This is a genomic window from Alcaligenes sp. CHO6, assembly GCF_037120595.1.
Lineage (GTDB): Bacteria > Pseudomonadota > Gammaproteobacteria > Burkholderiales > Burkholderiaceae_B > Alcaligenes > Alcaligenes ammonioxydans.
The window spans coordinates 780,066-793,157 of record NZ_JBANCI010000002.1 but is presented as its reverse complement, the minus strand read 5'-3'; the positions used below and the strand labels follow the sequence as shown (position 1 = coordinate 793,157).

Annotated in this window: 9 protein-coding genes; 2 read left to right on the top strand and 7 right to left on the bottom strand. The window is 59.5% G+C overall.

Annotation, left to right across the window (positions count from 1 at the left end; genetic code table 11):
- Positions 1 to 215 precede the first annotated feature (215 nt).
- From V6936_RS11645 to V6936_RS11615, 7 genes are all read right to left on the bottom strand, one after another.
- A complete protein-coding gene (locus tag V6936_RS11645) occupies positions 216 to 452 on the bottom strand; it encodes a hypothetical protein (protein WP_022983381.1) in 237 nt (78 codons plus the stop codon).
- Positions 453 to 1,212: 760 nt separating this feature from the next.
- A complete protein-coding gene (locus V6936_RS11640; RefSeq protein ID WP_003804331.1) occupies positions 1,213 to 1,317 on the bottom strand; it encodes a hypothetical protein in 105 nt (34 codons plus the stop codon).
- 101 nt (positions 1,318 to 1,418) lie between these two features.
- Positions 1,419 to 1,523 carry a hypothetical protein gene (locus V6936_RS11635; RefSeq protein WP_003804329.1) on the bottom strand — a complete coding sequence of 35 codons (105 nt, stop codon included), beginning with the start codon at positions 1,521 to 1,523 and terminating at the stop codon, positions 1,419 to 1,421.
- Positions 1,524 to 1,624: 101 nt separating this feature from the next.
- Positions 1,625 to 3,097 (bottom strand): glutamate synthase subunit beta, encoded by a 1,473-nt coding sequence (locus tag V6936_RS11630; protein WP_003804328.1) that lies wholly within the window; start codon positions 3,095 to 3,097, stop codon positions 1,625 to 1,627.
- Between the two features lie 33 nt (positions 3,098 to 3,130).
- Complete coding sequence (locus V6936_RS11625) at positions 3,131 to 7,864, bottom strand: glutamate synthase-related protein (RefSeq protein WP_336579922.1); 4,734 nt, start codon at positions 7,862 to 7,864, stop codon at positions 3,131 to 3,133.
- Between the two features lie 220 nt (positions 7,865 to 8,084).
- On the bottom strand, positions 8,085 to 8,828 hold the full coding sequence (locus V6936_RS11620; protein ID WP_336579921.1) for an enoyl-CoA hydratase/isomerase family protein: 744 nt from the start codon (positions 8,826 to 8,828) through the stop codon (positions 8,085 to 8,087).
- 13 nt (positions 8,829 to 8,841) lie between these two features.
- Positions 8,842 to 9,813, bottom strand: a complete 972-nt coding sequence (locus V6936_RS11615) for an NAD(P)H-dependent flavin oxidoreductase (protein ID WP_003804322.1) — start codon at positions 9,811 to 9,813, stop codon at positions 8,842 to 8,844.
- Between the two features lie 245 nt (positions 9,814 to 10,058).
- On the opposite strand from V6936_RS11615, the gene V6936_RS11610 reads away from it, so the two are divergent.
- Positions 10,059 to 11,291 (top strand): CaiB/BaiF CoA transferase family protein, encoded by a 1,233-nt coding sequence (locus V6936_RS11610; RefSeq protein ID WP_003804320.1) that lies wholly within the window; start codon positions 10,059 to 10,061, stop codon positions 11,289 to 11,291.
- Between the two features lie 31 nt (positions 11,292 to 11,322).
- Complete coding sequence (locus V6936_RS11605; protein ID WP_336579920.1) at positions 11,323 to 12,858, top strand: 3-hydroxyacyl-CoA dehydrogenase; 1,536 nt, start codon at positions 11,323 to 11,325, stop codon at positions 12,856 to 12,858.
- The last annotated feature ends 234 nt before the right edge of the window (positions 12,859 to 13,092 follow it).

The following is a 13,092-nucleotide window of genomic DNA, read 5'->3' as shown; positions in this document are numbered from 1 at the left end:
GAAGTGGTATTGCCTTTGTAAAAGCCAGTCTCTTTCTTGGGGGACAAGCCGTGAGGTGCTGACGCCCGTTGATCTAAGATCTTGGGCTGTGCGTCAGGGTGCGCTGTCGGAAACGCGGGTTTGGCAGGCGCAGAAAAAACAAAAGCCTGCTAAATCAGCAGGCTTTTCAACATCAAGCGGTGTTTTGCTTGAGCGGTACGACGGTGATGCGTGGCTTACCAGTAGCTGGCCGACATGCGGGAATCACGGATGCGGGCTTCGTTCAAGGCGCGGGTCAGTTCGACCATGTACTTGAACACCACGTTTGCGGCTTTGGAAACTTGTTTGGCCGCTGCTTTGGTCAGTGCAGTTAAAGACACGGATTCACCATTTTCCAGGGCGTGCTGCATTACCCCACGCTCAACAGCATCACTCCAGTGGATGTAGTGCGAGTAAGTGGTCATGGTAGACATTTGCTTTCCCTTTAAGGTGAAGGTCTAAGTTACGAATCCTCATTATAGGGTTTTCCCTAGTTTTTAAGCAAGGGTAAACCCTAGGGGGTGGGGTGGCTTGTGGTTTTTAAGGGAAAACCCTAGATTTCTGATGAATGTTGTTTGGAATCAGAGGGTTGTGGTGGCTTGGTTTGGGTTGGTTTGGATCGTTTTCGTTGGGGGCTTCCTTGCGGCAGTCCTTGCTGGCGGGGGACGGGGGTGGAGCGGAAGCCTGCCGGTGCTGCGCACCGGTACCCTTGTCTGAGCCTGTCGTAGGGCGCTCCTTGAACTCGTTCGGTGGTTTGTCCCCCGGACAAACCACAAGCGCCGAACTCAAACAGCAAGGCGCTTGCATCCCTACGACAGCCTCAGACGGCGGCAAGCTCCCTGATTGCTCCAATCCCGTCCCCCGCCAGCAAGGACTTCAGAATGGTGGCCGCCAACCGCCAACCGCCAATAAGCTCCCGCGGTGTTGTCTTTAATCTGCCGTTTCACGGCTAGAGCTAGTGACTGTGGATCGATAGCCTGTAGGCTGATTGCAAACGGCAAACGGCAAACGGCAAACGGCAAACGGCAAACGGCAAACGGCAAACGGCAAACGGCAAACGGCAAACGGCAAACGGCACATAAGATCCTGTAACGTCGCTTTGCGTTGTTAACGGGCAGGGCCCATTCGCTCAAAGACAAACAGCCAACCGTTTCTCGCGGCTGGCTGTTTGCTTGCTGGCGCTGCCAAGAGGACTTAGCGGTGCAGTGTCGAACTTCCCATCAGGAACTCGTCTACGGAACGGGCACACTGGCGACGTTCGCGGATGGCCCAGATGATCAGGGGCTGGCCGCGTTGCATGTCGCTTCGCATTGTTAACGAGCAGGGCTCATTCGCTCAAAGGCAAACAGCCAACCGTTTCTCGCGGCTGGCTGTTTGCTTGCTGGCGCTGCCACGAGGACTTAGCGGGGCAGTGTGGAACTTCCCATCAGGAACTCATCGACGGAACGGGCACACTGGCGACGTTCGCGGATGGCCCAGATGATCAGGGGCTGGCCGCGTCGCATGTCGCTTCGCGTTGTTAACGGGCAGGGCCCATTCGCTCAAAGACAAACAGCCAACCGTTTTTCGCGGCTGGCTGTTTGCTTGCTGGCGCTGCCACGAGGACTTAGCGGGGCAGTGTGGAACTTCCCATCAGGAACTCGTCTACGGAACGGGCACACTGGCGACCTTCGCGGATGGCCCAGACGATCAGGGACTGGCCGCGTCGCATGTCGCCGGCGGCAAAGACTTTGGCGCGGCTGGTTTGGTAGTTGTCGGTGTTGGCCGCAACATTACCGCGCTGGTCGGCTTCTACGGCGAAGGCGTCCAGCACTTGCCGCACGGGCGCGGTAAAGCCCATGGCCAGCAAGACCAGATCGGCTGGGAAGGTCATTTCGGAGCCAGCGATAGGGTTCATGCTTATGCGGCCTGTCGATGGGTCGGTTTTCCATTCCACGCGCACGGCGCGCAGTTCTTTGACATGGCCGTTTTTGCCTTGCAACTCGACGGTGTTGATGGCCCAGTCGCGCTCGCAGCCTTCCTCGTGAGAGGAGGAGGTACGCAGCTTCATGGGCCAGTAGGGCCAAGTCAGTTCCGTGTTTTCCTGCTCGGGCGGCCGGGGCATCAGTTCAAATTGGGTGACGGATTTTGCGCCCTGTCGTGTGCTGGTGCCGACGCAGTCCGAGCCGGTATCGCCACCACCAATGACCACCACATGCTTTCCTTGAGCACTGATGGCAGGGGCGCCGCGCGAACCGGCCACCTGCTGGTTCTGGATGCGCAGAAAGTCCATGGCAGGATGCACACCTTGCAGTTGGCTGCCGGGTGCGTCCAGCAGGCGCGGGGTTTCCGAGCCGCCTGCCAGGACAATGGCATCAAATCGCTGTTCCAGTTCGGAGGGTGATAGCACGGTCAGGCCGGGCTCCTGGGCAGCTTGGTCCTGCGCCTGGCCAATGTAGGTAGAGGGGGAAAATTGCACGCCCTCGGCCTGCATTTGTGCGATACGACGATCCAGCAGGTGTTTCTCCAGCTTGAAATCGGGAATGCCGTAGCGCATCAGGCCTCCAATCCGGTCGCTTTTTTCGTACACCGTCACGTCGTGGCCTACGCGCGCCAATTGTTGGGCACAGGCCAGCCCCGCTGGGCCGGAACCGATGACAGCGACGCGTTTGCCGGTTTTTTGGGTGGGCACTTGGGGAACCACCCAGCCTTCTGCCCAGCCTTTGTCGATAATGGCGTGTTCAATGGATTTGATACCGACCGGGACGCGGTCAATATTCAAGGTACAGGCGGCCTCGCAGGGAGCGGGGCAGATGCGGCCGGTAATTTCCGGAAAGTTGTTGGTGGAGTGCAGCACGTCCAGCGCTTCTTTCCACTGCTGGCGGTACACCAGATCATTCCAGTCGGGAATGATGTTGTTGACCGGGCAGCCGTTGTGGCAGAAGGGCACACCGCAATCCATGCAGCGGGCCGCCTGCTGGCCGGCCTGCTCGTCATTCAATACCTGGACAAACTCTTTCCAGTGCTTGACCCGCTTTAAAGGAGCTTCCACGGCTTCTTGCAGACGTTGAAACTCAAGAAATCCAGTCGTCTTTCCCATGATGTGTCGTTTCCTGATGGTGATGGGAAGGGTTCAGGCCGAAGCCGAACGGCGGGTTTTACTGCTTTTGGGGGTTGCCTTGCCCGTTGACGGGCTTTGCCACAATTCGCTCAGGGCACGACGGTATTCGCGTGGAATGACCTTGACGAACTGTGCGCGGGCGCTGTCCCAGTCTTTCAGCAATTCGCGGGCCTGGAAGCTGCCCGTGGCCTTGAAGTGTTCCTGGACCAGCGTTTGCAAGATGGCATCGTCGGTCTGACGCTCGCTCTGGGCGCTGCGGCTGTGCCATTGGGTCATGCTGCTGTTCATTTCTTGCTCGGCCTTGCTCAGGACTGGCTCCAGATCCACCATGCCCGGGTTGCAGCGTAGTTGCAGACGACGTTGCGGGTCCCACACATAGGCCACGCCCCCGGACATGCCGGCAGCAAAGTTGCGTCCCACTTCGCCCAGCACCACCACGGTGCCGCCGGTCATGTATTCGCAGCCGTGATCGCCTACCCCTTCCACGACGGCACTGGCACCGGAATTGCGGACGGCAAAGCGCTCGCCAGCGACGCCATTAAAGTAAGCCGTACCGGCCAGGGCGCCGTACAGGACGGTGTTGCCCACGATGATGTGATCCGGACCGTAACCACGAAAGTCGTTGGGCGAGCGCACGATAATGCGTCCACCGGACAAGCCCTTGCCTACGTAGTCATTGGCCTCGCCCACCAGATCCAGGGTGATGCCCTGTGCCAGGAAAGCGCCAAAGCTCTGGCCCGCCGTGCCTTTGCACTGAATGTGCAGGCTGTCGTCAGGCAGGCCCTGATGGCCGTACTTCTTGGTGAACACGCCCGAGAGCATGGCGCCCACACTGCGGTTGCGGTTGCGTACCGGGGTAATGAAGGACAGTGGCGTACCGTGGTTCAGGGTGACGGCGCTGCGCTCGATCAGTTGGCGATCCAGCGTGTGTTCCAGGTCATGATCCTGGGTGGCGATCTGACGGGGCGACTCCTCGTTTTCAACTTTGTGCAGCAGACGCGAGAAGTCCAGACCCTGGGCTTTCCAGTGCTCGATGCCGCTGCGCATATCCAGCCAGTCGCTGCGACCGATCAGATCGTCAAAGCGGCGCACACCCAGCTTGGCCATCAGTTCACGCACTTCTTCGGCAACGAAGAAAAAGTAGTTCACCACGTGCTCGGGCTTGCCTTTGAATTTGCGGCGCAAAACGGGGTCTTGGGTGGCCACACCTACCGGACAGGTATTCAGGTGGCATTTGCGCATCATGATGCAGCCTTCCACCACCAGCGGAGCCGTGGCAAAGCCAAACTCGTCAGCCCCCAGCAGCGCGCCGATTACCACATCGCGGCCGGTCTTCATCTGGCCGTCGGCTTGCACGCGGATGCGGCTGCGCAAGCGGTTCAGCAGCAGAGTCTGCTGGGTTTCAGCCAGGCCCAGTTCCCAAGGGGTGCCGGCATGTTTGATGGAGGACAGCGGCGAGGCACCGGTGCCGCCGTCGTGACCGGCAATCACAATGTGATCGGCCTTGGCTTTGGCAACCCCGGCCGCCACCGTGCCCACGCCGACCTTGGATACCAGCTTCACGGAGATGTCTGCCTGCGGGTTCACGTTTTTCAGGTCGTGAATCAGCTGGGCCAAATCTTCAATGGAGTAAATATCGTGATGAGGTGGAGGCGAAATCAGGCCGACACCGGGTACCGAGTAACGTAGCTTGGCGATGTACTCGGACACTTTATGGCCAGGCAACTGCCCGCCTTCACCGGGCTTGGCCCCTTGGGCCATTTTGATCTGGATCTGATCGGCGCTGCACAGATACTGGGCTGATACGCCAAAACGGCCGGACGCAACCTGCTTGATGCGTGAGCGTAGCGAATCGTTTTCCTGCAGTTCGATATCGGCATAGACCCGGTCCTGGCCCAATACGCTGGCCAGCGTGTCACCTTGGCGGATGCCACTTTTGCCATGCTGCATTTCGTGTTGATAGCGCAGTTCATCCTCGCCACCTTCACCCGTATTGGATTTGCCGCCGATCCGGTTCATGGCCACGGCCAGCACGGCGTGGGCCTCGGTGGAGATCGAGCCCAGCGACATGGCCCCGGTTGCAAAACGTTTGACGATTTCACTGGCGGGCTCGACTTCGTCCAGGGGAATGGCCTTGGCCGGGTCCAGACGCAGCTCGAACAAGCCGCGCAGTGTCATGTGACGGCGGCTTTGCTCGTTGATGAGCTGGGCGTATTCCTTGTAGGTGCTGTAGTTCTGGCTGCGGGTGGCGTGTTGCAGCTTGGCGATGGTGTCGGCCGTCCACATATGGGCTTCGCCCCGCACACGCACGGCATACTCGCCACCGGCTTCCAGCTGGTTTTCCAGCACGGGGTCTTTGCTGTAGGCGGCGCGATGCTGGCGCAGCGCTTCTTCGGCGACCGTGAAAATATCAATCCCTTCTACCGGACAGGAGGTGCCCACAAAGTATTTGTCTACCAGTGTCCGCGACAGACCGATAGTCTCGAAAATCTGGGCTCCGGTGTAGGACATGTAGGTGGAGATGCCCATTTTGGACATGACCTTGTACAGCCCCTTGTTGATCGCCTTGATGTAGTAGCTCTCGGCTTGAGAAGCATCAATCTGGTTGACTGGGTCCTGGGCCAGATGTTGCAGGCTTTCAAAAGCCAGCCAGGGGTGCATGGCTTCGGCGCCATAGGCACCCAGCAGCGCAAAGTGATGTACTTCGCGGGCCGAGCCGGTTTCCACGACCAGACCGGTGCGGGTACGCAGACCGATACGGATCAGGTGTTGATGGATGGCCGAGGTCGCCAGCAGGGCAGGGATGGCCACATGTTCGGCGTCGCAGCGGCGATCCGTCAGAATCAGGATGTTGTAGCCGTCACGCACGGCATCGGCTGCCCGGGCGCACAGCGCAGCCACACTGGCTTCAATGCCCTCTGGTCCCCAGGCGCTGGGGTAGATGATATCCAGCTCCTGACTACGGAACTTGCCATTGCTGGCCGCTTCAATGCGCCGGATCTGGTTCATGTCAGCCGGACTGAGCACGGGCTGGGATACTTCCAGACGCAGCGGCGGGTTGACGTTGTTGATGTCCAGCAAATTGGGTTTGGGGCCAATGAAGGAGACCAGCGACATCACCATTTGCTCACGAATCGGGTCGATCGGTGGGTTGGTGACCTGGGCAAATAGTTGCCGGAAGTAGTTGTAGAAGGGTTTGGCCTTGTCCGATAACACGGCCAGGGGCGCATCGTTGCCCATGGAGCCGGTTGCCTCTTCGCCCTTGCTGGCCATGGGCAACAACACGACTTTGATGTCCTCCTGGGTCCAGCCAAAGGCCTGTTGCTGATCCAGCAGGTCGCGGGTCGCCAGTTGGGGACGCACGCCGGGCACGTTGGGCAGGGAATCCAGGCGCAGTCGCAGTCGTTCAATCCACTGCTTGTAGGGGTGCGTATTGGCTAACTGGGACTTGATTTCGGCATCGTCAATAATGCGGCCCTGCTCCAGATCGATCAGCAGCATTTTGCCCGGCTGCAGGCGCCATTTCTTGACAATGCGATGCTCGGGAATAGGCAGCGTACCGGCTTCGGAGGCCAGCACAATCATGTCGTCATCCGTGATGACGTAGCGGGCTGGACGCAGGCCATTGCGATCGAGCAGCGCGCCGATTTGCAGACCGTCGGTAAAGGCAATGGCCGCAGGGCCATCCCACGGTTCCATCTGGGCGGCGTAGTACTCGTAAAAGGCACGACGGCTCTCGTCCATCTCGGCATGCTGCTCCCAGGCCTCGGGCATCATGATCATCATGGCGTGCGGCAGGGAGTAGCCAGCCATGACCAGCAGCTCCAGACAGTTGTCGAAGGTGGCGGTATCCGACTGGCCTTCGTAGACGATGGGGTAGAGTTTTTGCAGATCCGAGCCCAGCACGGCCGATTCCATGGCACCTTCACGGGCACGCAGCCAGTTGAAGTTGCCTTGAACCGTGTTGATCTCGCCATTGTGGGCGATCAGGCGGTACGGGTGAGCCAGAGGCCAGGCCGGGAAGGTATTGGTGGAAAAGCGCTGGTGTACCAGGGCCAGGGCGGAGCAGGCACGAGGGTCGGCCAGATCGCGATAATAGCGGCCCACCTGGTCGGCGAGCAGCAAGCCTTTGTAGACGATGGTACGCACCGAGGCGGAGGCCACAAAATATTCCTGGCCGTGGGCCAGGGCCATGCGGTAGATGGCATGGCTGGCGGTCTTGCGGATCACATACAGCTTGCGCTCCAGTGCGTCCGGCACCATCACATCCGGACCGCGGCCGATAAACAACTGGCGAATCACCGGCTCGTTAGCCTTGACGGTCGGCGACATGGGCATGGTGCTGTCCACCGGGACATCGCGCCAGCCCAGCATGTGTTGGCCTTCAGCACGTACGGCCCGCTCCAACTCCTGCTCACAGGCCAGGCGGGACGCGGTTTCCTTGGGTAGAAACACCATGGCAACGCCATATTCGCCGGGGGGCGGCAGGGTCACGCCCTGGGCGGCCATTTCTTCGCGGTACAACTGGTCGGGGATCTGGATCAGAATGCCTGCACCGTCGCCCATCAGAGGGTCTGCGCCGACTGCGCCGCGGTGATCAAGGTTTTCCAGGATTTTGAGGCCTTGGGTGATGATGGCGTGGCTCGCCTGGCCTTTGATGTGTGCGATAAATCCGACGCCGCAGGCGTCGTGTTCATTAGCGGGAAGGTACAAGCCTTGGGCTTGGGGGGGACAGGAGTGTGTCATGGGCGTATCCGCAAAGAACGTGTTAAAGCGGTGCATTTGTTGCAGCGCAAAAAATAAAATACAGCGATTTTTTTTTTATGCGCAAGAATTTTTTGCGAATACGGTAAAAAAAATTAGGGACCTGCGCTTGCAGGCCCCTTATCACCCCTTTTGAATCGGGGTCAGTGTGGCAAGATCGCTGCACATGCGGGTTTGCGCAGAAATCAGGCTACCGGTGCAGCTACTTTTCGCTGCGGTTCTGGCGCATTTGCCCCAGGATGTGCAAGGCCTCCTCGCCTTCCAGCTGTTGGGAAAACAGTTTGCGTTCCCGCTCCAGCACGTCCAGCAAAATCTCGCGCTGGGGCTCACGCAACAAGCGTTTGCTGGTGCGCAAGGCAATGGGCGGCTGCTCGGCCAGTGCATGGGCGCAGGCACGGGCAGCTTCCAGGCTGTTGCCGTGGTCGGTCAGCTCGGTGAGCAGGCCGTCTTGCAGGGCCTGCTCGGCACTGAAGCCTTGCGATAGCAGCAGCCATTCATTGGCACGGCGCTGTCCTACGTATTGGGCCAGCAGGTGGCTGGATGCCCCTTCCGGGCATAGTCCCAGGGCGGTAAACGGCATGCGCAAGCGAGCGTCGCGGGCCGCATAGACAAAGTCCGCGTGCAGCAGCAAGGTGACCCCAATGCCCACGGCATGACCTTCCACGGCCACAATCAGAGGAATATCGGCCTTGACCAGACTGCGCAAGAAGGTGATCGGCGGCGGCTCGGTGGTGTTGCGTACCGTGGCCAGATCGGAAATGTCGTTGCCCGCGCAGAAATGTTCGCCCGCGCCGGTCAGAATCAGGGCGCGATATTGTCGGTTCTGATCGGCTTGGTCGATGATCTCGGCCAGCTCTTCGTACATGGGGCCGGTCAGGGCATTGCGTCGCTCCGGTCGGTCCAGAATGACTTCCAGCCAAGGACCGGCGTCATGAGTGCGTATCATGGCGTGCTCCTGTTCAGGCGAAGGGGGAGGCCAGCAGCGCAGCCTTGGCCTGCTGATATTCGCGATGCAAACGGGCCACAATCTGGGCAGTAGACTCGACCGAATCAATGCCGCCGATGCCTTGGCCGGCTCCCCAGATATCGCGCCAGGCCTTGCTCATGCCCGAGCCAAAGGCGGTATCGGCCACTTTCTCGGCATCGAGCTTGTCCGGGTCCAGCCCAGCCGCCCGGATGCTGTCCTTCAGGTAGTTGCCCGGGATGCCGGTAAACAGCGGGGTGTAGACGATATCGGCGGCGCGGCCTTTGACGATCATGTTCTTGTAGTCGTCCGAGGCATTGGCTTCGGTGCTGGCAATAAAGCGCGTGCCAATGTAGGCCAGGTCGGCACCCATGGCCTGGGCGGCCAGAATATCGCTGCCCCGGCTCATGGCGCCGGACAGCGCAATCGGACCGTCAAAAATCTGCCGGATCTCGTTGACCAGTACAAAAGGGCTCAGGGTACCGGCATGGCCACCTGCGCCCGCCGCCACCACAATCAGACCGTCCACCCCGGCCTCCAACGCCTTCTCGGCGTGACGCAAGGTGGTCACGTCATGAAAAACCTTCCCTCCCCAGGCATGTACGTGCGGCACGATCTCCTGCGGGGCGCGCAAGCTGGTGATGACCAAGGGCACTTTGTGGTCGGCGCATACCCTCAGATCCTGCTCCAGCCGGTCATTGGATTGATGAATGATGTGATTGATGGCGTAGGGGGCAATGCGGCGCTCGGGATGGCGCTCGCGCAGCTCGGCCAGGGTGTCCTCGATTTCGTTCAGCCAGTCCTTGAGCTTTTCCTGGGGACGGGCATTGAGGGCCGGCACGGAACCAATGATGCCGCTGGCGCATTGAGCAATCACCAGGGCGGGGTTCGAGACGATGAACATGGGCGCTGCCATCACAGGCAGGGTCATAGATTGATAAAGCTGCTGCGTTAATGCCGAAGGCATAAGGTCGGTCTCCTATTATCGAATGATGTGCCCCGCCTCTTGATGGGGTGGGGTCCTGCAAGGAAGATCTGCCGCTGATAATCTATCGTCACCTATTCTAGGATGCTTTATCGTAGCCGGACGTGGTGCGCTGCACAAATGTCCTCCGGCTCGAAAATGACCATTGTTTGAGCACTTTTTCTGTCCGTAGACCGGACTAAGAAGACCTGGTGCACAATAAGCAACTTGAAGGATTTTTGTCTGCTATGACCACGACTGAACGAAAAGCGCCTTTGGCCGGATTGCGTGTTCTGGACTTGACGCGCGTGCTGGCAGGTCCCTGGTGTACCCAAAATCTGGCCGATTTAGGTGCAGAGGTCATCAAGGTTGAACGCCCCGGTACCGGGGATGACACCCGGGGCTGGGGGCCTCCCTATCTAAAGGATGGTCACAGGGCGGACACAGAGGACGCGGCCTATTTTGGAGCGGCCAATCGCAATAAAGAGTCTATCGTGCTGGATATTGGCACTGCACAAGGTGCGGATCTGGTGCGCCAGTTGGTCAGACGCTGCGATATTCTGGTGGAAAACTTCAAGGTGGGTGGCCTGAAGAAGTACGGTCTGGACTACGAAAGCCTGCAAGCCATCAACCCGGCCCTGATTTATTGTTCGATTACCGGCTTTGGGCAGACCGGCCCCTATGCAAGCCGCCCGGGATATGACTTCATGATCCAGGGGCTGGGTGGTTTGATGTCCCTGACCGGAGAGCCAAGGGGGGAGCCGCAAAAAGCGGGGGTGGCGGTGGCCGATGTCATGACGGGCATGTACGCCACGGTAGCCGTTCTGGCGGCTGTGGTGGAGCGTCATCGCAGCGGCCTGGGGCAGCACCTGGATATTGCCTTGCTGGATTGTCAGGTGGCCATGATGGCCAACCAGAATATGAATTACTTATGTACCGGACAGGCCCCGCAGCGGCCCGGCAATGCCCATCAGAATCTGGTGCCCTATCAGGTCTTTGAGGCCAGTGACGGGCACTTGATTGTGGCGGTGGGCAATGACGCCCAGTTTCGCAGCTTTGCGCAGGAGCTGGGGCATCCCGAATGGGCCGATGATCCCCGTTTTTCGCGCAATTCCGGGCGGGTCATGCACAGGGATGAACTGGTGCCCATGTTGGCGCAGGTCATGCTGAGCCGGACGCGCGATAGCTGGTTGCAGGCGCTGGAAGCCGTGGGTATTCCCGCCGGGCCCATCAATACGATGGAGCAGGTGTATCAGGACCCACAGGTGTTGGCGCGTGGTTTGCGCCTGGACTTGCCGACCGGGCAGGGGGGTAGTGTACCTTCGGTGGCCAGCCCCTTGCGTTTGTCAGCCACGCCGGTGCAGTACCGCAGTGCGCCGCCACGCCTGGGCGAACATACCCGCGAGGTCCTGGCGCGTGTGTTGGAGCTTACGCCCGGCAAGGTCGAGGCCCTGGTGACCGGCTCGGCTGAGCAGGCTTAATTTTTATTGCTTTTCGATCAGGTTGTGAATCATGAAACAGATACAAACCATCGCTATTGTTGGCGCAGGTGCCATGGGACGGGGCATTGCTCAGATTGCCGCCCAGGCTGGCAAGCAGGTCCTGCTCTATGACCTGAATGCGGACTCGCTCAAGGCCGCTTTGGCCGATGTGCATGCCGTCTGGAGCCGTTTGCAGGAGAAAGGCCGCATGACGGCTGAGCAGGTGCAGTCGGCCACAGCATGTTTGCAAACGGCCAGCGATTTGCAAGGCCTGGCCTCTGCCGATCTGGTCGTTGAGGCCATCGTGGAGCGTCTCGATGTCAAGCAGGGCTTGTTGCAGCAATTGGAAGAGATTGTCTCGGCCGATTGCGTGCTGGCCTCCAATACCTCCTCGCTGTCCATTACCGCGATTGCGCAAGCCTGCCGCCACCCTGAGCGTGTGGCGGGCTACCATTTCTTTAACCCTGTTCCCTTGATGAAAGTGGTTGAAGTCATTGATGGTTTGCGCACCTCTCCTGACGTGGGCGATGCTCTGATGCAGGTGTCGCGCGAGATGGGCCATACGCCTGTACGCGCCAAGGATATGCCCGGCTTTATCGTCAACCACGCTGGTCGCGGCATGAACATCGAGGGTTTGAAGATTGCCCAGGAGTGCGTCGCGCCTTTCTACCAGATTGACGCCATCATGCGCGAGCAGGCTGGTTTCCGCATGGGGCCTTTTGAACTGCTGGATCTGACCGCGCTGGATGTGTCGCACCCGGTGATGGAGTCCATCTATCGCCAGTTCTACGACGAGCCGCGCTTTCGTCCTTCGCCCATTACAGCGGTGCGTCACGCCGGCAAGCTGTTCGGCCGCAAAAATGGCGAAGGTTTTTACAAGTATGAGGATGGCAAGAAGCAGGTTCCGCAAGAGCCTGCCGTGCCTGTCGTGACCTCTTTCGCGCCCGTGTGGGTCTCACCCTACCACGAACAAGGCCAGGCTCGTGCGCTGCAATTGCTCAATGAGTTGGGCATGACGGTAGTCGATGGCGATCAGCCTCCTGCCGATGCCTTGATCTTGCTGACACCTTACGGTGAGGATGTGGCCAGCCTGGTGTCCCTGCATGGCCTGGACCCGGCCCGCAGCGTGGCGCTGGATACCTTGTTCGGTCTGGAAAAAGGCCGTCGACGTGTGTTGATGTGCTCGGCGGCGACAACGCCAGAGTGGCGTGATCAGGCCTGGGCTATGCTGGCCAGCGATGGGACTGCCGTTAGTGTGATTGAGGACTCGGCTGGCTTTGTGGCGCAGCGTCTGGTGGCCACCATTGTGAATATTGCCAGTGATATTGCTCAGCAGCAGATTGCCACCCCGTCGGATATCGATGCCGCAGTACGCCTGGGTTTGGGCTATCCGCACAATGGCCCATTGTCCATGGGGGACGCCGTCGGTTCGCGCGATCTGCTCGATGTGCTCAATACCCTTCAGGCCGTGACCGGTGATATGCGCTACCGCGCCAGCCCCTGGCTGCAACGGCGTGTGCAATTGGGCTTGTCCTTGACGGCATTGCCTTTGTGCAAGGCGCAGTAAAGCGGGGCTGGCGCGATGGTCAGACTGCGCTGCCTGCTCGCTGGCAGGTTTGATCCGGTCTGACCCATAGCTTGCGCTTGCTAAAGCCTGAATCCGCATGATCGCCGGATTCAGGCTTTTTTATACACGCCACTTTTGTGTCGACTGCCTCCGTGCCGGTCAGCAGTACGATAGCCAGCGCAAAGAAAAAGCCCGATGAATATTCATCGGGCTTTTTATGCAGAGGCACTGTGC